This is a genomic window from Flavobacterium sp. CFBP9031, from assembly GCF_034044945.1.
Taxonomy (GTDB): Bacteria; Bacteroidota; Bacteroidia; order Flavobacteriales; family Flavobacteriaceae; genus Flavobacterium.
This window is the reverse complement of the sequence record NZ_JAXCWF010000002.1, coordinates 13,978-32,760: the sequence shown is the minus strand read 5'-3', so window position 1 is coordinate 32,760 and position 18,783 is coordinate 13,978. Positions and strand designations below refer to the sequence as shown.

The 18,783-nt window shown below is 33.8% G+C and carries 18 protein-coding genes; 7 read left to right on the top strand and 11 right to left on the bottom strand.

All coding sequences use genetic code 11. From position 1 onward, the window contains the following. Window positions 1–109 precede the first annotated feature (109 nt). From SOM12_RS03675 to hemN, 5 genes are all read left to right on the top strand, one after another. Complete coding sequence (locus SOM12_RS03675; RefSeq protein ID WP_095930906.1) at window positions 110–1,738, top strand: acyl-CoA carboxylase subunit beta; 1,629 nt, start codon at window positions 110–112, stop codon at window positions 1,736–1,738. A gap of 123 nt (window positions 1,739–1,861) precedes the next feature. Next, window positions 1,862–2,284, top strand: coding sequence for a DoxX family protein (locus SOM12_RS03670; protein ID WP_095930907.1), 423 nt, complete (start codon window positions 1,862–1,864; stop codon window positions 2,282–2,284). A gap of 95 nt (window positions 2,285–2,379) precedes the next feature. Further along, window positions 2,380–2,727 carry a hypothetical protein gene (locus SOM12_RS03665; RefSeq protein WP_250835544.1) on the top strand — a complete coding sequence of 116 codons (348 nt, stop codon included), beginning with the start codon at window positions 2,380–2,382 and terminating at the stop codon, window positions 2,725–2,727. A 107-nt stretch (window positions 2,728–2,834) separates the two neighbouring features. Beyond that, entirely contained in the window at window positions 2,835–3,311 is a 477-nt protein-coding gene (locus tag SOM12_RS03660; RefSeq protein ID WP_320492424.1) for a hypothetical protein, read from the top strand. A gap of 120 nt (window positions 3,312–3,431) precedes the next feature. Beyond that, a complete protein-coding gene (gene hemN / locus SOM12_RS03655; RefSeq protein WP_320492423.1) occupies window positions 3,432–4,796 on the top strand; it encodes an oxygen-independent coproporphyrinogen III oxidase in 1,365 nt (454 codons plus the stop codon). A 20-nt stretch (window positions 4,797–4,816) separates the two neighbouring features. On the opposite strand, the gene SOM12_RS03650 is transcribed toward hemN, so the two are convergent. From SOM12_RS03650 to SOM12_RS03615, 8 genes are all read right to left on the bottom strand, one after another. Further along, a complete protein-coding gene (locus SOM12_RS03650) occupies window positions 4,817–5,518 on the bottom strand; it encodes a sulfite exporter TauE/SafE family protein (protein WP_320492422.1) in 702 nt (233 codons plus the stop codon). Window positions 5,519–5,524: 6 nt separating this feature from the next. Beyond that, window positions 5,525–5,974, bottom strand: coding sequence for a FixH family protein (locus SOM12_RS03645; protein WP_320492421.1), 450 nt, complete (start codon window positions 5,972–5,974; stop codon window positions 5,525–5,527). A 13-nt stretch (window positions 5,975–5,987) separates the two neighbouring features. Next, the gene (gene ccoG / locus SOM12_RS03640) at window positions 5,988–7,406 is read right to left on the bottom strand and encodes a cytochrome c oxidase accessory protein CcoG (RefSeq protein ID WP_320492420.1); all 1,419 of its coding nucleotides are present in this window, start codon (window positions 7,404–7,406) and stop codon (window positions 5,988–5,990) included. Window positions 7,407–7,416: 10 nt separating this feature from the next. After that, window positions 7,417–8,355, bottom strand: a complete 939-nt coding sequence (locus tag SOM12_RS03635) for a cbb3-type cytochrome c oxidase N-terminal domain-containing protein (protein ID WP_320492419.1) — start codon at window positions 8,353–8,355, stop codon at window positions 7,417–7,419. Window positions 8,356–8,357: 2 nt separating this feature from the next. Next, complete coding sequence (locus tag SOM12_RS03630) at window positions 8,358–8,552, bottom strand: cbb3-type cytochrome oxidase subunit 3 (protein ID WP_095930915.1); 195 nt, start codon at window positions 8,550–8,552, stop codon at window positions 8,358–8,360. A 7-nt stretch (window positions 8,553–8,559) separates the two neighbouring features. After that, window positions 8,560–10,746 carry a cytochrome-c oxidase, cbb3-type subunit I gene (gene ccoN / locus SOM12_RS03625; protein ID WP_095930916.1) on the bottom strand — a complete coding sequence of 729 codons (2,187 nt, stop codon included), beginning with the start codon at window positions 10,744–10,746 and terminating at the stop codon, window positions 8,560–8,562. Between the two features lie 2 nt (window positions 10,747–10,748). Then, entirely contained in the window at window positions 10,749–10,940 is a 192-nt protein-coding gene (gene ccoS / locus SOM12_RS03620; protein WP_095930917.1) for a cbb3-type cytochrome oxidase assembly protein CcoS, read from the bottom strand. 115 nt (window positions 10,941–11,055) lie between these two features. Beyond that, entirely contained in the window at window positions 11,056–13,443 is a 2,388-nt protein-coding gene (locus SOM12_RS03615; RefSeq protein WP_320492418.1) for a heavy metal translocating P-type ATPase, read from the bottom strand. A 202-nt stretch (window positions 13,444–13,645) separates the two neighbouring features. On the opposite strand from SOM12_RS03615, the gene SOM12_RS03610 reads away from it, so the two are divergent. Further along, window positions 13,646–14,329 carry a Crp/Fnr family transcriptional regulator gene (locus SOM12_RS03610; protein WP_320492417.1) on the top strand — a complete coding sequence of 228 codons (684 nt, stop codon included), beginning with the start codon at window positions 13,646–13,648 and terminating at the stop codon, window positions 14,327–14,329. Here the strand turns inward: SOM12_RS03610 and mazG are convergent. From mazG to def, 3 genes are all read right to left on the bottom strand, one after another. Continuing rightward, the gene (gene mazG / locus SOM12_RS03605; RefSeq protein ID WP_111424177.1) at window positions 14,326–15,096 is read right to left on the bottom strand and encodes a nucleoside triphosphate pyrophosphohydrolase; all 771 of its coding nucleotides are present in this window, start codon (window positions 15,094–15,096) and stop codon (window positions 14,326–14,328) included. The two genes, SOM12_RS03610 and mazG, sit on opposite strands and share 4 nt — an antisense overlap. 99 nt (window positions 15,097–15,195) lie before the next feature. Further along, entirely contained in the window at window positions 15,196–15,681 is a 486-nt protein-coding gene (locus SOM12_RS03600; RefSeq protein WP_320492416.1) for a DUF5606 domain-containing protein, read from the bottom strand. Window positions 15,682–15,741: 60 nt separating this feature from the next. Then, window positions 15,742–16,332 carry a peptide deformylase gene (gene def / locus SOM12_RS03595; protein WP_250835534.1) on the bottom strand — a complete coding sequence of 197 codons (591 nt, stop codon included), beginning with the start codon at window positions 16,330–16,332 and terminating at the stop codon, window positions 15,742–15,744. A gap of 199 nt (window positions 16,333–16,531) precedes the next feature. Between def and SOM12_RS03590 the strand changes: the two genes are divergently transcribed. Then, window positions 16,532–18,754 carry an FUSC family protein gene (locus SOM12_RS03590; RefSeq protein ID WP_320492415.1) on the top strand — a complete coding sequence of 741 codons (2,223 nt, stop codon included), beginning with the start codon at window positions 16,532–16,534 and terminating at the stop codon, window positions 18,752–18,754. The last annotated feature ends 29 nt before the right edge of the window (window positions 18,755–18,783 follow it).

Genomic DNA, 18,783 nt, shown 5'->3' with positions numbered 1-18,783 from the left:
ACAATGAAAAAACATTTGCAAGCTATTTCTTAAATTCGTGAAGCTACTCATTTATTTCAATTGATTTTGTAAATTAGCCAACACTATTTTATCAAATCAATACTACATCATGGATTTAAACTTCAATAAAAACGAAGATCACAATAAATTACTTCTTTCTGAACTAAAACAAAAATTCGCCAAAGTAAAATTAGGCGGAGGCGAAAAAAGAATCGAAAAACTGCATGCTGAAGGTAAAATGACCGCTCGCGAAAGAATTGCTTATTTATTGGATGAAAATTCTAAAAGTATTGAGATTGGAGGGTTTGCTGGAGAAGGAATGTACCCAGAACATGGTGGCTGCCCTTCTGGAGGTGTTGTGGTGAAAATTGGCTACATCAAAGGCAAACAATGTATTGTAGTTGCCAATGATGCAACTGTAAAAGCCGGAGCTTGGTTTCCGATTACAGGAAAGAAAAATCTTCGTGCGCAGGAAATTGCGATGGAAAACCGACTTCCTATAATTTATCTTGTAGACAGTGCAGGAGTTTATCTGCCAATGCAAGATGAAATTTTTCCAGACAAAGAACATTTTGGACGTATTTTTAGAAACAACGCTCAAATGAGCAGCATGGGCATTACCCAAATTGCTGCCGTTATGGGAAGCTGTGTTGCTGGCGGAGCTTATCTGCCAATTATGAGTGACGAAGCTCTAATCGTTGACAAAACGGGAAGTATTTTCCTTGCTGGAAGCTATTTAGTAAAAGCTGCTATTGGAGAAACAATAGACAATGAAACTTTAGGTGGTGCGACAACACATTGCGAAATTTCAGGCGTTACCGATTATAAAGCCAAAGACGATAAAGATGCTTTAGATAAAATCAAAAATATTGTAGATAAAATTGGTGATTTTGATAAAGCAGGCTATAGCCGAATCAAATCGGAAAAACCGGCATTAGAACCAAATGACATTTACGGAATCCTTCCAAAAGCCAGAACCGAACAATACGATATGATGGAAATCATTAAGCGTCTGGTTGATAATTCAGAATTTGAAGCTTACAAAGAAGGTTACGGACAATCTCTAATTACAGGTTATGCCAGAATTGATGGCTGGGCTGTAGGTATTATCGCCAACCAAAGAAAAGTGGTGAAAACCAAAAAAGGAGAAATGCAGTTTGGCGGTGTTATTTATTCTGACAGTGCCGATAAAGCTACTCGTTTTATTGCCAATTGCAACCAGAAAAAAATTCCATTGGTGTTTTTACAAGATGTTACTGGTTTCATGGTAGGTTCAAAATCTGAACATGGCGGAATTATTAAAGACGGTGCCAAAATGGTAAATGCTGTAAGCAATTCAGTTGTTCCAAAATTTACAGTTATTGTCGGAAATTCATACGGAGCAGGAAACTATGCTATGTGCGGAAAAGCTTATGATCCTCGATTAATATTTGCATGGCCAAGCGCAGAACTTGCTGTAATGGGTGGAACTCAAGCGGCAAAAGTATTAGCACAAATTGAAGCTTCTTCGCTTAAAGCAAAAGGAGAGAAAGTCGATGAAGCCAAAGAAACAGAGCTATTCAATAAAATAAAAGCACGTTACGACGAGCAGACTTCTCCTTATTATGCAGCCTCAAGATTGTGGACAGACGCAATTATTGATCCATTAGAAACCCGCAATTGGATTTCAATGGGAATTGAAGCTGCAAACCACGCTCCTATTCAAAAACCATTCAATTTGGGAGTCATTCAAGTTTAGTAATTTAAGAATTCTTAAAGAAACATTAAATTAAAAGCAAGAAGCTTATTTTCAATATGTTAAAAATAAATATTTAATTAAAAATTAGTAACTTAGTAATGTAATTTTTAATCACACAACATCATGGAAAATGTAAAAAGTTTGAATAAATGGGCAAATTCGCACACTTATTTACCAGTTGATTTAGTACGTATTGTTTTGGGTGGATTTTTATTTATGAAAGGTGTCTCTTTCGTCACCAATATTCAATATCTGCATGATTTGATTTCCCCTATCGATAAGTATGGCGGAGGTATGTTTATGCTACATTACATTGCTCCTGCCCACATGATTGGTGGTATAATGATTATTTTTGGACTTTTAACCAGATGGGCAATTGCAGCTCAATTACCAATTTTATTCGGAGCCGTTCTCATTAACTTTATGGGACAAATGCACTCCGAAAGTTTAGTTTTAGCATTAATCATTTTATTTGTCTGCATCTTCTTCCTATTCTATGGAAGCGGTAAACACTCGGCAGATTACTATTTTAAAATGCAACAATAACTCTTAAGCCCCCATTTTATTGGGGTCTTTTTTTTGAGTGTTAATTAATTCTATAAAATTTCTTTAATTGCGTTTTATGACTTAAATTCGCCGGCATGAATTGGATTCGTAAAACCGTTATTTTCATTACGCTTTTGCTAGCGGGATTGTTTGCTTATCAGGCAGACCAAGCTTCTGCACGCATAATCGAAACAGAAAAATCGGATACCAATTTCTGTAAAGACGTTTTAGATTCTTCTGCATTTATACAACCACAGGGAAGTTATCAGTTTGCGGCAAACATCAAAACAAATCCTAGCGGAATTATTAAATGTTTTGACACGCTATTACCGTTAATCCCACAGCATCAAACCGTTACTTATAACACAGCATATACTAAACTCTTTACTACTCAAAGTAAAAAGGTCTCAGTCATACTTTATGCTTTCCATTTTTTCTGGTAAATAAATACTTGATTTTTCCCTAGAAGATTATTCTTCTAGCACTTAATTAGCCGTTTTCAAACTGAAAACCGCTTTGTATATCATTTATTTATTTCATTAAAAACATCATGGAAACTACTACCACCATTATGGGTATTGTGATTCTGATTATTGTCGCTATCCCAGTATATTTTTCTGCGCGCTCATCTGCAGCTAGTAAATCAAGAATTTTAAACATCAAGAAAAGATTCAATCCAAATCATCCAGAAGATTTTGATTTGACAGAATCAATCAATAATAAGACTTTAACGATTGATCAGAAAAACAATAAATTCATTTTGATGAATTTCAATCCAAATCAACAGGAATCAACCTATGTCGACTTAAATACAATTGCTTCCAGCAAATTAATTCCGACAACAGATGCTGGTTCAGATACAATTATCAAAATTGATTTCGAGTTTCAAGAAAAAGAAACATCCAAAAAAATATTAATTCCATTCTATGATTTTGATGATGACCGCATCAAACAGATTAGTGTCTATCAAAATCATCAGTTTGCGAAAAAATGGCTTAAAATCATCCAAGATTCTATATCACGTTAGTTATTTAATTCAGTAAAGAGACTCAATTTTGGGTCTCTTTTTTTTTACAAGTTATATGATATTTGTCATTTTATGTCTTCGCCTTAAGTTTTAATTTTGATGAAAACTAAATCCGTCGTTATGAAAATTTCTTTGACACAAAAGTACAATGTCCCAGGTCCAAGATATACTAGTTATCCGACAGTTCCATATTGGAACGAAGCTGACTTTACATCAGAAAAATGGATTACTACTTTAAAACAATCATTCTCAGAAAGCAATTCAAAGAACGGAATCAGTTTATACATTCACCTGCCTTTTTGCGAAAGCATGTGCACTTTCTGCGGATGCAACAAACGTATTACTAAAAATCATTCAGTAGAAGAGAAATACATTCAGGCAGTTCTTAAAGAATGGAAAATGTATTGTGATTTACTTCCAGAAAAGCCCGTTATTAAAGAAATACATTTAGGCGGAGGAACTCCAACATTCTTTTCAAAAGAAAATCTGGAGAGCCTTATAAACGGAATTTTTAAAAATGCTGTGAAAGCAGCAAATCACGAATTTAGTTTTGAAGGACACCCAAACAATACAACTTACGAACAGCTTAAAAAACTTTACGAATTAGGCTTTCGCCGAGTAAGTTTTGGAGTTCAAGATTACTCTGCAACTGTTCAAAAAGCTATAAATAGAATTCAGCCATTTCATAATGTTGCCAAAGTAACTTTTTGGGCAAAAGAAATTGGCTACACATCAATTGGACACGATATTATCTTTGGACTTCCGTTTCAAACTATTGAAGATGTAATAGATACAGTTGAAAAAACCAACTCATTAAAACCAGACAGACTAGCATTTTACAGTTATGCGCACGTACCTTGGATAAAAGGGAATGGACAACGTGGTTTTAATGACGAAAATCTACCTAAAGATTCGGAAAAAAGAAAACTGTATGAAATTGGTAAAAAACTTTTAATTCAAAACGGTTATCATGAAATTGGCATGGACCATTTTGCTTTAACAGACGATAGTTTATATAAAGCCGCACATAATGGAAATCTGCACAGAAACTTCATGGGCTATAGTGCTTCTAAAACGCAGGTTATGATTGGACTTGGCGTATCTTCTATTAGCGACAGCTGGTATAGTTTTGCACAAAATACCAAAAGTCTAGAGGAATATTACGAGATTTTAGAGTCTGACCAACTTCCTGTTGTAAAAGGTCATATTTTGAGCGCTGAAGATCTAATCATTAGAAAACACATTCTGAATTTAACCTGTGAATTGGAGACTTCCTGGAGTGGAGAATCTCTAAATTTTGCCGAACTTCCTGAGGTTATAATTGCTTTAAAAGAAATTGAAAACGATAATTTAATTGTTGTTGAAAGTAATAAAATCAAAATTACAGAAGAAGGAAGACCTTTTGTACGTAATATTTGTATGGCTTTTGATTTACATCTAAAAAGAAAGTCACCGGAAACAAATTTGTTTTCGATGACCGTATAAAATCTTTTTAAAATATCTTTTTAGTGGCAGTTTGGAGTCTGCTGCACAAATAAACTCATGTTTGAAGGAGAAATATAAGGAATACCCAATCCTAATCCGCGAAGGATAAATAAAACTCCAATTATAACTGCTACATACGGAATTGCCTTTTGAATTTTGTTTCTGAAAGGCAGTTTAAGCAATGTATTTACATAAACTACAATAGTCATCAAAGGAATTGTTCCGATTCCAAACAAAAGCATATAAAGCACACCAAAACCTGCACTCTGCATGGCAATTGCTCCAAACAAAGCAACATAAACCATTCCGCAAGGCAAAAATCCGTTTAGAAGACCAATTGTAAAAAGAGATTTATAACTCTTGTTTTTAAACTGACTTCCTAAATTCGCTTTAATTTTAGAAATGATTTTATAAACTGGCTTAGAAAAATTGTATCGAGCAAATTTCTTCTCAGGAATCAAAACCACGACAATCATAATTACACCAATAATTATTGACATTTTCTGCTGTAATCCTGCAAGAAAAAAACCTCTTCCGAGCAATCCAAAAATCAACCCAATTGCTGAATACGCAGTTAATCGACCAAAATGATATGTCATAATCTGTGTTACTCTTTTGGCTTCATTTTGCCTATCTACAGGAAGCATCATAGCAATTGGTCCGCACATTCCAACACAATGCAGACTACTTATTAAACCTAAAAAGAAAGCAGAGAATAACATTTTATTTTAGTTTACGTAAATAACTTCTTTAGTGAGATATTTTTTACCCTCATACTGCCACTCCATATTAACATCCCAGCGTCCTTTCAATAATTTTTTCTGTGGAATAATAATTTCTGAATTAGTTAAAGCAATTTGAGTATTAAAATCGAATTTTTTGTTTGAAGGTCTATACAATTGAATATTCCCTTTCACTTTGTCACTTTCAAATCCTGCAGGAAAAATTACCGCTACACCATCTTCAGTATATTTTATTAATGGCTTATGCTGTAAATCGTGTGCATTTTGAATCCTTGCCATTTCGTCCTGAAAGTGCGTATCGTGTTTGTAATATTCTTCAACTACCAGATCGTTATCGTATTTAGAATTTGACTGCACTTCAAAAACAAAATATAAAATGAATGTCATAAACAATCCGAATGCAATGACAATTCCAGTTCCCCAATTAAATTTCATAATACTATATTTTTTAATTAAAACTACGTGGTCCTAAGAAATTTGTTGTTGTTGTTTCTATGAGTTCAGAACCATTATAAACCCCTATTTTTACTTTTGTTTTATCGCTTTCCAATAAAACTTCATCGATTTCGATGAATAATGTTCCTTGAGAAATTCCTTCTTTTGCAACTTTAAAATGCCTTTTTCCAACATTTTTAATTTCTCCTTTCTGGTCTATTAATTCAAAATGAATATCGTTGTAATCTTTCATCGTTTTGTTTACAATTTTATACGTGTAAACATTACTAATTTTTTCTCCATTATGCTGGAACAACTGACCAGGCAAACGTAAAACTACCGCTTGAACATCCGTTCTTAAAAATAGCATTCCAACAAAAATACTCAATAAAATAAAGAGAACAGCTGTATAACCTTTCATTCTTGCTGTAAACTTAAAAGGTTCTTTTTTGGCAATTTCATCTTCCGAAGCATAGCGGATAAGGCCTTTTGGCAGTCCAACAGATTCCATAATATGATCACACTCATCGATACAAGCTGTACAGTTTGTACATTCTAACTGAGTTCCGTTTCTGATGTCAATTCCCATAGGGCAAACATGAACACATTGAAGACAATCAATACAATCTCCTTTTCCAGTTGATGCTCTGTCTTCATTTTTCTTGAATTTTGCACGTCCTTCTTCTTTTTCACCACGAACAAAGTCGTAAGCAACATTTATAGATTTATTATCTAAAAGAACACCTTGTAATCTTCCGTATGGGCAAGCAATAATACAAACCTGTTCACGAAACCATACAAAAACAAAATAGAAAACTCCAGTAAATATTAGTAACGCTATAAAATTGCTTGCTTGTTTTATCGGGCCTTGCTCAATCATTAAAAATAATGTGTCGCTTCCTACCAAATAAGCAAGAAAGACATTAGCAATAAGGAAAGAGATCAGAAAGAAAATAGTCCACTTAATCAGTCTTTTTCTAATTTTTTCTGCATTCCATTCTTGTTTTGCTAAACGAGTTTGCGCTCCGCGATCTCCATCGATCCAATATTCTATTCGACGGAAAACCAATTCAAGAAAAATAGTCTGCGGACAAATCCATCCACAAAAAATCCTTCCAAAAACAACAGTAAATAAGAGTATAAATACAACGCCAATCAGCATTGAAATTACGAAAAGATAAAAATCCTGTGGCCAAAAAGGGAATCCAAAGATATTAAAACGACGCTCTAAGATATTGAACATCATAAACTGATTCCCATTAACCTTGATAAAAGGATTTATGAATAAAATTGCCAACAAAACATAGCTGACAATTTTTCTATAATCATAAAATTTACCAGACGGTTTTTTAGGAAATATAAATTTTCGTTTTCCACCTTCATCTATTGTTCCAATGGTATCTCTAAAAGCTTCGTCTGGTAAATTTGACATGATATTCTAATTATTTTTTAACTTGTGTGGTATCTTTTGGTGCTGCAGCGGCCGCATCTGTTTTGGGAGCACTATCATCTACCCAAACTTCTCCTTCAGCTTCTTTTGGGTCTTTAGGATTACTTCCTTGTAAAGAAAGAATATAACTTGCCACTTTTTGTATTTCTTTTGGTTTAAGGGTTCCTTTCCAAGCAATCATCCCTTTACCATCTCTACCTCCATTTGTAATAGTGTGGAATAAATTTTTAATTCCTCCTCCTAAAATCCATTTATCATCTGTAAGGTTAGGCCCAATTTGACCTCCTCCATCTGCACGGTGGCATGCGGCACAATTGGTTGTAAAGATTGTTTTACCTTCATCCAAACTTGGTGCATCAGTTAGTAAAACAACTGTTTTTTCATCCATTAAATCTGGTGCTGTTTTCATGTATTCTGCAACATCAATCTTTGCTTGAGCTAATTCTTTTTTCAGCTCCATTTCTTGATCATCAGCTCCTAAAACATCGTAACGAACTACATAGATTACTCCAAAAATGATACAGATGTAGAATAAATATACCCACCATGGCGGTAAATTATTATCTAATTCTTTGATTCCGTCATAATCATGATCCATCAATAAATCAGCTTCTTTCTCAATCGGTTCCGTTTTAGTCAATTTATGCATAAGGTTTTTAAACCAAGTGCTTTCTTTGAAGCTTAAACTTTCTTCAAGTTCTTTTTGCGCTTTTTCTTCTGGTGATAGCAATTGATACATCACTCGATTTACAGCGCTAAGCGTAATTTCGATTGCAATCAGAATAAATAAAAAGACAAATAAAAACAGGGCTACCATTGGGAACTTTACAAAAGCTGGCTTATCGCCTGAGTCTATAAAATATTCCATCAAAGCAAATACGATGAAGAAAATCAACGGTACTCTAACATATACTGGGAAAAACTTTTTCATTTTTATCTATCTTTTGTAATTACACTAAGTCCTTCATCTAAAGGTATATTACTCATTTCTTGAATTTTTTCTTTTCTATAAGAGAATACCCAAACGCCTAATCCTACAAAGAATAAGAAGAAAATTAAGAGGGAAATAATCGGGTAAACTTCTATACCCGATATTGTTTCCATATTGTGTTTTATTTGTTCAAACATAATGCTGTTATTTTGAAGTTTCTTTTACTTTAATATCAGTACCAAGTCTTTGAATATAAGCGATCAAAGCAACGATTTCTCTTTCGTTCATTGGAATGAATTTCTCGCCTTTTGCTTCAGCTTTTTTACGGCTATCTTCATAACTCTTAACGAAATCAGGATCGCTTTCTAAGTTTTTTTCTATCTTAACAGCCTGCTCTCTTAATGTTCTTTGCGCATTTGCAACCTCTTCTGGAGTATATGGCACCCCTAAAGAAATCATTGCCTGCATTTTCTTCTGAGTCAATGAAATGTCCATCGGTTTGTTATCAAACAACCATTTGTAACCTGGCATAATTGATCCCGCAGATGTACTTTGCGGATTCCACATGTGGTTAAAATGCCAATTGTCATTATACTTACCACCTACTCTTAACAAATCTGGTCCAGTACGTTTTGACCCCCATAAGAATGGATGGTCATAAACAAACTCACCCGCTTTTGACTGAACTCCATAACGTTCAACCTCACTTCTGAACGGACGAACGGACTGAGAGTGACATCCAACACAACCTTCTCTGATATATAAATCACGTCCTTCAAGCTCTAACGGCGTATATGGTTTTACACTTGAAATAGTTGGAATATTTGATTTTACCATTATTGTTGGAACAATCTGAATAATACCTCCAATTAAAATTGCAATAGTTGCTAAAATGGTTAACTGGATTGGTTTTCTTTCTAACCATGAGTGGAATTTCTCTCCACTTAATCTACTGCTTTTTATTGTCTGTAAAGCTGGAGCCTGAGCCAATTCATCTTCAATTGTATTACCAGCTTTTACAGTCATAATAATATTATAAACTAATGTCAGCATACCTATTAGATACAAACTACCTCCAATAGCTCTCATCCAATACATTGGCATAATAGCCGTTACGGTTTCAAGGAAGTTACCATAAGTTAAAGTACCATCTGGATTAAATTGCTTCCACATTGATGCTTGTTGGAAACCAGCCACATATAACGGAATTGTATACACAATAATACCTAAAGTCCCAATCCAGAAATGGAAGTTTGCTAATTTCTTAGAGAATAGCTCTGACTTTGTCATTCTTGGAATCAGCCAATAGATAATACCAAATGACATGAAACCATTCCAAGCTAAAGCCCCTACGTGTACGTGTGCTACGATCCAGTCTGTATAATGCGCAATAGCATTTACGTTTTTTAAAGATAACATCGGACCTTCAAAAGTTGCCATACCGTAACCTGTAATTGCCACTACGAAGAATTTTAAAACGGGTTCTTCACGAACTTTATCCCAAGCTCCTCTTAACGTAAGAAGACCATTGATCATACCTCCCCAAGATGGAGCAATTAACATTACTGAGAATGCAACCCCTAAATTCTGAGCCCAGTTTGGCAATGCAGAATATAATAAGTGATGAGGTCCTGCCCAGATATATATAAAGATTAAAGACCAGAAGTGAATAATAGATAATCTATAAGAATAAACAGGTCTGTTTGCAATTTTTGGAACGAAATAGTACATTAATCCCAAGAAAGGAGTTGTAAGGAAGAATGCCACCGCATTATGCCCGTACCACCATTGCACAAGCGCATCCTGAACACCTGCATATACAGAGTAGCTTTTTAATGCTGAAACTGGAATTTCTATATTATTAAAGATATGAAGTACTGCTACCGTTACAAATGTTGCTAAATAAAACCAGATTGCAACATACAAGTGACGCTCTCTACGACGCAGCATGGTTCCAATCATATTGATTCCCATTACCACCCAAATTAAAGCGATTGCAATGTCAATTGGCCACTCTAGCTCTGCATATTCTTTAGAAGAAGTATAACCTAACGGAAGTGTAATTGCGGCTGCTACAATAATTAACTGCCATCCCCAGAAATGAAGATTACTTAAAAAATCACTAAACATTCTGGCTTTTAGCAATCTTTGTAGCGAGTAGTACATACCAGCAAAGAAAGCATTACCCACAAAGGCAAAAATAACTGCATTGGTGTGTAACGGTCTCAAACGGCCGTAACTAAGCCACGAAATCCCATCTGTAATGTTGGGAAAAAGGTACATTACCGCAAGGGTAAGTCCCACTAACATACCCACAACACCAAATAGTATTGTGGCGTAAATGAATTTTTTTACAATTTTGTTGTCGTAATAAAACTGTTCCATTTCCATAATTATACTTGTTTTTCTTCGATTGGTGAATTATTATTTTGGGAATTAATTTTGGTTTCGTCATCAAAAAGAATTCTGACTGAAGGGGTATAATCATCATCGTACTGTCCAGACTTGACAGCTGCGATAAAGGCAATAAAGAAACAGATTGCCACAAAAATACTTACTGAAATTAATAGATAAATAACACTCATACCTTAGATTTATATTAACAAAATTACTTCGTTAAGGGCGCATAAAATATGATAATTATCATAAACAAAAAGATATGTTAAATTTATAAAAAAAATCTTATTATATAATTTATAATCATTCTAAATTTCCGTTACTGAAATAGTTAGACATAAAAGTGACAAAACTTACAATAGTAATTGTACTCAACGGCATAATGATCGCAGCAACCAATGGAAGTAGGTTTCCTGTAACCGCAAATGCGAGCCCGACAACGTTGTAAAGCAATGAAAGTCCGAAACTCATTTTAATAATAGAAATCGCTTTATGTGAGAGCTTTAAAAAGTAGTTTAAACGTGAAAATTCTGTTGCATCTAGAATTGCATCGCATGCAGGTGAAAAGACATTTACATTCTCTGAAATAGAGATCCCGACGTTGCTTTGCGCGAGCGCTCCAGCATCATTCAGCCCGTCACCAACCATCATTACATTTTGACCATTTTCCTGAAGGTTTTTTATGTATTCGAGTTTTTGCTCTGGTTTCTGATTAAAAATCAGCTCAGTTCCTTTTGGAAGAATCGCTTCTAAATTAGCTCTCTCACCATCATTATCTCCAGAAAGCACTTTGATTTTATAAGCTTTACTCAGATCTTCAAAAAGTTTTTCTAAACCTTCACGATATTGATTTTGAAAAGTAAATTTCCCAAAATAACTCCCTCCTATTTTGATATGCAATGCTGTTTTTTCAATTTCCGAACCATCTACAACTATATCATTTACAAATTGTCCTGAACCAATTTTAATTTCTTTTTCGTCAACAATTGCCAAAATTCCTTTTCCTGTAATCTCTTGAAATTCTTCTACAGCGACACGTTTAGCTTCTGGCAGAAAATCATACAGCATTCTGCTTAATGGATGATTTGATCCTCGCAATACATTTTTAATCAATACAATATCTGAATCCGAAATAGCATTTCCTTCATACATTATATTCGATTTTTTATTCGTTGTAATTGTTCCTGTTTTATCAAAAACAATCGTATCCACCTTAGCAAGTTGTTCGATTACAATCGCGTTTTTCAGATAAAATTTCTTTTTTCCTAAAATTCGCAATATATTTCCAAAAGTAAACGGAGCCGTAAGAGCCAATGCACAAGGGCAAGCTACAATTAATACGGCTGTAAAAACATTAAAAGCAGTATTGGCATCAATAAAAATCCAATAACCAAAACCACCAAATGCAATTAGTAATAAAATAGGGGTAAAATATCGGCTTATTGCATCTGTTATGGTTTTGTGTTTCTGATCTACTTTCTTCTGAAAAATTTCGTTACTCCATAACTGAGTCAGATAACTTTGTGAAACAGAATGCAATACTTCCATTTCTATTACTTTTCCAATCTGTTTCCCTCCTGCAAATATTTTATCTCCAGACTTTTTAGTAATTGGCACTGCTTCTCCTGTAACAAAACTATAATCTATCTCTGCACTTTCGCTAATTAAAATTCCATCAACGGGTATAAGCTCTTGATTTCTAATCAATAATCGATCTCCTTTTAAAACATCATAAATAGCGACATTATCTTCGGTAGCATCTTTATTAATTTTAGTAACAGCAATCGGAAAATACGATTTAAAATCTCTTTCAAAGCTTAAAAAACTATACGTTTTAATTTGAAACATTTTACCAAGAAGCATAAAAAATACTAAACTGGCTAAACTGTCAAAAAATCCTGGACCGTGATCCATTAGCATGTCGTATGTACTTCGAATAAACATCACGATAATACCTAAAGCAATCGGAATATCAATGTTAAGCATTCTAGTTCTAATGCTATGATAGGCAGAAATATAATACCCGCTTGCCGAATACAAGAAACTTGGTAATGCTAAAAGAAAAATCAGTAATCTGAAAAACGGCTTGTAACTATCCAACCAGAATTCTTTCATTTCGAAATATTCTGGAAATGAAAGCAGCATAATATTTCCAAAACAAAAAAATGCGACTCCAAGTTTATACGTTAAACTCCTGTCTACCTTTGCCTTTGCTGTTCCGTAATTTTCTAGACTTATATAAGGTTCGTAACCAATAGAACTTAAACGATAAACAATTTCTTTTAAAGAAACGACATCTGAATTAAACGTAATTCTAACTTTCTTTTCGTGAAAGTTAACTTGAGAAGTACTAATTCCTGGCTGAAGACGATTTAGGTTTTCTAAAATCCAGATACAAGAACTGCAATGGATATGCGGAATATTGAGCGAAACAATCGAAGTGTTTCCTTCCTGAAATTCCAAAACCTTTGCTAGTATGGTTTCATTTTCTAAAAAATCATATTTTCCTTTGATGTCTTGCGGAGTGGCGCCTGGAGACTTTTCAAAATCATAATAAGATGTTAGGTCATTGATGCTGAAAATTTCGTAAACTGTTTTACAGCCTGTGCAACAAAACTTTTTATCATCAAAATCAATTTCTTCATTTTGTTCAATAGTTAAACCACAATGAAAACAACTTTGCTCCCTCATAAACTTGTTTTTATTTGTTGCAAATTTCCAATTAAAGCGTAATTTTTAAGATGACAATTATCATGTTATTTTGAAATCGGATTCCTAAATTTATAAAATAAAAAGCTCCAACGAGAGTAAACCCTAATTTATAATAATTTTACCTTATTATGGTGGTTAAAACCCTTAAATATGCTTATTTTTGCAGCAAACAAATATTGTCATGAACAAATGTGATCAATGCATTGTACGTCAGCTAAGCTCATTAAAAGCCCTTAACAAAGAAGAAGTTATTAAATTAGCCAGCAGTAAAACCTCTTACAAGATTAAAAAAGGTGAAGCCATTTTTGAAGAAGGCGAAGTAACCAATGGCGTTTTTTGTATAAAAGATGGTGTTGGTAAGCTTTCAAAATTGAGTGCAAACGGAAAAGATCAAATTGTAAAACTAGTTAAATCTGGTGAACTACTTGGACAGCGCTCGATGATTAGTAACGAGCCGGCAAATTTGACTGCAAAAGCGATTGCCGACATGGAGGTTTGTTTTATTCCTAAAACTGAAATCATCAATTTCTTTAACAGCAACAATCAGTTTTCATTAAATCTGATGCAGTCTGTGTGCGAAGATTTAAAAGAATCTGAAAACGAAAAAATTGCTTTAGTACAGAAAACCGTTAAACAGCGACTTGCCGAAACTTTACTGCAATTACATGATGAGTTTGGAGAAGACACTGATAAAACACTTAAAGTTCAGCTAACAAGAGAAGAACTTGCAGGAATTATTGGTACAGCAACAGAAAGCTGTATTCGCTTATTATCTGATTTTAATAAATTGGGGCTAATAGAATTGGTTGGTAAAAAAATTATGCTTAAAGACGTTCGCGCTTTAAAGAAATTAGCCGACAACTAGAGTTTTTTAGCTTCATTCCAGAAAACGTCCATTTCTGTAAGTGTCATATCCATTAATGGCTTACCTAATTCGTTTGCTTTACTTTCTAAGTATTGAAAACGCTTAATAAACTTTTTATTGGTTCTTTCTAACGCGTCTTCTGGATTTACATTTAAGAATCTTGCGTAATTAATCATAGAAAACAAAACATCTCCAAATTCGTCTTCGATTTTATCTTGGTTTCCAGATTTTACCTCGTCTTGCAATTCTTGTAATTCTTCTTGAACTTTATCCCAAACCTGATGAGGTTCTTCCCAATCAAAGCCTACTCCTTTAACTTTATCTTGAATTCGGCTCGCTTTCACTAAAGCAGGAAGACTTCTTGGCACACCTTCTAAAACAGATTTTTTACCTTCTTTCAGTTTTAGTTTTTCCCAATTTTGTTTTACTTCTTCTTCATTTTCTACTTTTACATCTCCATAAATATGAGGATGACGGTGAATTAGTTTCTCGCAGATTTCATTACAGACATCAGCAATATCAAAATCATTGGTTTCGCTACCTATTTTGGCATAAAAAACAATATGAAGCAGTAAATCTCCCAATTCTTTTTTAACTTCATTTAAATCATTATCCAGAATAGCATCGCCCAGCTCGTAGGTTTCTTCGATTGTGAGATGTCTCAATGTCTGCAAAGTTTGCTTTTTATCCCATGGACATTGCTCACGAAGTTCATCCATGATATTCAATAATCTCTCAAATGCTTTTAACTGGTTTTCTCTGCTCATTTTGAAGTTTTCTTTTGATTTAAACTCGATTCTGTAAAATTAAAAAATCCTGTCAAGAAAACATCTTAACAGGATTATTTTATGTTTAAAGAAAAACTATTATTCTTCTTTTTTAGCTTTTGCTTTTTTAGCTACTGGAGCTTTTTTTGGTTTCTCTGCAGCAACTGGAGCTTCTTCTTTTGGTTCTTCAACTGCAGGAGCTAAGTCTGTAACTAATCCTTTTGCTTGAAGCGTATTGTACCAATTTAATACTTTTTTGATATCTGATGGATAAACTCTTTCTTCGTCGTAATCTGGAAGAATTTGTTTGAAATAAGCAGACAAAGTAGCGTTATCTTCTTTATGAGAAATAGCTTGTCCTTTATTTTCTTTAACGGCAATCTGCTGCATTACTTCAGTTAACGGTTTTTCACCTTCATAAGTATAAATCGAAATTTCAGACAATAAACTTACATTGCTTTTTAGATTTACAGTAATCTTCTTCCCATCAATTAATGATTCCGCCACAAAACCTGTACGAGTTTGTACTTTTAATTCGTATAAACCTGGTTTTCCTGAAATGGCTAAAATTTTCGTTAAATTCATTTTTATTAAAATTAGTATTAAGAATTTGATTTATTTTTTGTTTCTAACTATTTAGAAAACTTACCTTGCTTTTTTAGCTGCGAAAAATTTCATTCTATATTCCTGAGACGTTTTTCCCTCAGTAATATTTTTCAATTTCTTTTGGATTAAACGCTTCTTAAGAGATGATATTTTATCTGTAAACAAAATTCCTTCAATATGATCGTATTCGTGTTGGATAACTCTTGCGATTAATCCGTCAAATACTTCCGTTTTCATTACAAAATCTTCTTCACAATATTCGATTGTAACAGTTGGTTTTCTGTAAACGTCTTCACGCACATCTGGAATACTTAAACAGCCTTCATTAAATCCCCACTCTTCTCCTTCTTCTTTAACGATTTTAGCATTGATAAAAGTCTTCTTAAAGCCTTTCAAATCTTTTTGTTCCTCTGAAGGAAGATCCTCATCATCACTAAAAGGCGTTGTGTCTATAACAAACAAACGAATTGGAAGCCCAACCTGCGGTGCAGCAAGTCCAACTCCATACGCATTGTACATCGTCTCGTACATATTTGCGATCGTTTCTTTTAGGTTTGGATATTCTGGTGTAACGTCCTGCCCTACTTTTCTTAAAACAGGATCACCGTATCCTACAATTGGTAAAATCATTTGTTTTTATTTATATTTAATATGCTGCAAAAACAGAATTAAAGTTATGCTATTTCAGCTGGCAAAAATAGTAAAAAATAGTCAAGAATGATTCTAATAATCTATTATATCGCATTTTTTACAAGCTGTTAAAAATCTCATCCATAATTATGCCAAAATCACTCCTACAATTCTTACCTTTGTTAGTAAACCTCTTTTTATGATTGATAAGATTTCAAAATTTACAAACAGCACTTCTTTTTTCAATGCTTCCAAAGTAACTATTGCTTCTGTTGTTCCTGTTTTAGTTTTAAATTTTTTAGGTCATTTTGAAATTGGGTTCACCATCGCACTTGGAGCTTTTTACACCTATCCCAGCGATATTCCAAGTTCTCTTAGCCATAAAATAAAAGGATTAATTGCAGCCTCATTTATTGTTTCAGGTGTTAATCTGCTGGTAAATCTCGTTTATCCATATCCTTTTCTTTTTTATATCTTTTTAGGATTTCTATTGTTTTTATGCTCTATGATTTCGGTTTATGGGCAACGAGCAACCCTGATCTCTTTCTCGGCTTTATTATCTATTTCTCTTTCTTTTGGACATTTACATGAAGGTTGGGAAGCTTTTGAATATTCTGGCTTTATTTTTATCGGAGGAATTCTGTATTTGGCAGTATCTCTTGTTTTTCATTTTGTACAGCCCTATAAATATGTAGAATTACAAATCGCTGAAGGAATAAAACTTACTGCCAAATATCTAAAACTAAGAGGTGATTTATGGAGCCCTGAAGCCAATAGAAAAGCTATAATCGAGAAACAACTAGCTGTACAGGTAGAATTGAATCTTATTCATGAAGATTTAAGAAAAATGCTGATTGGAAACCAGAATGCATCTGGAATTACAAGTCAGAATCGAAAAATGCTTTTAGTCTTTATTACTTTAGTCGAAATTCAAGAATTGGCGCTGTACACTTCTTTTGATCATAGCAAACTTCATGAAAAATTCGCCAAACATCCCGATGTTTTAAGAACGTATCAAAATGTTGCCTATAAACTGGCTTCAACCCTTAAGAAGCTTTCAAAAAATGTCCGTCATATTAGTGTTTATGTTGATAAACATGATTTGAAAAACGAATTGGATGCTCTTGAATTTGCCATTTTTGATTATGAAAAAATATTAGGTAAAGAAGAAGCCGCAGAAGGTGTTTTAATGCTAACCAATATGCTGAAATATGCTAAAAATCAGGTTGGAAAAATCAAAACCATTCAGCGCGCACTTTCTCTAGCCATGCAGTCTTATAAACTAAAAGACAAAGACAAGGAGCTTGAAAAATTCCTTACGCCACAATATTATCCGTTGCGAACTTTAATCGAAAATTTAAGCTATTCTTCTTCGATTTTCAGACATTCGATACGATTAACCATTACTATTTTAATCGGTTTCTTTCTCGGACAAGTGCTTCCATTTCAAAACGTATATTGGATTCTGCTTACGATTGTAGTAATCATGCGCCCTGGTTACGGCTTAACAAAGGAACGATCTTACAACAGGATGTTCGGAACTGTTTTGGGAGGATTTATAGCTTTCGGAATTGTATCGGTTATTCAGAATCACGTAGCATTAAGCATTTTCTCTATTGTTTGTATGCTTTTGGGAATTTCATTTACCCAAATCAACTATAAGATAAGTGCGACATTTGTTACGATGTATGTCGTTTTCATTTACGGAATTCTTACCCCAGATATCAATGAAGTAATCCAATACAGAATCTTAGATTCGCTTGCCGGAGCTATTTTAGCCTTTATTGCCAATCAGTTTTTATGGCCTGCGTGGGAATTTATCAATACGCCTATTCATATCGAAAACACGATTCGAGCGAACAGGAATTATCTCAAAGAAATTGCAGATTTTTATAACAAAAAAGGAGAAGTTCCTACTTCTTACCGTCTTGCAAGAAAAAATGCTTTTGTTGAAATAGGCAATTTAATGACTTCTTTCCAGCGCATGATGCAAGAGCCAAAATCGAAACAGAAGACCATGCCTTTGGTTAACAAATTGGTAGTTTTAAACCACTCTTTATTATCTGCTTTGGCTTCATTGTCAACTTATATTCAGTCACACCAAACCACTTCTGCATCAGATTCTTTTAATTATATCATCAAAACAATTTTAGCCAATTTGGATCATTCTATTTCTGTTTTAAGAAATGAAGTTATTATAAAGGATACTTTTTTTGAAAAAGAAGATGTGACTTTGCAATTTGAAGAATTAAAGCGAAGGCATTTTACGCGCTTAGCCGAAGATGATGATTTGGATAAAGAAACGCGTCAAGCCAAAATGCAGGAAGCACAAATGGTAATTGAACAATTGATCTGGATGAGTAATCTGGCTGAAAAAATTCTAAAAAACACAACCGACCTAAAAAAAACAAATCCAGATTAATTCTCATCTGGATTTGTGTTTTATTCAAT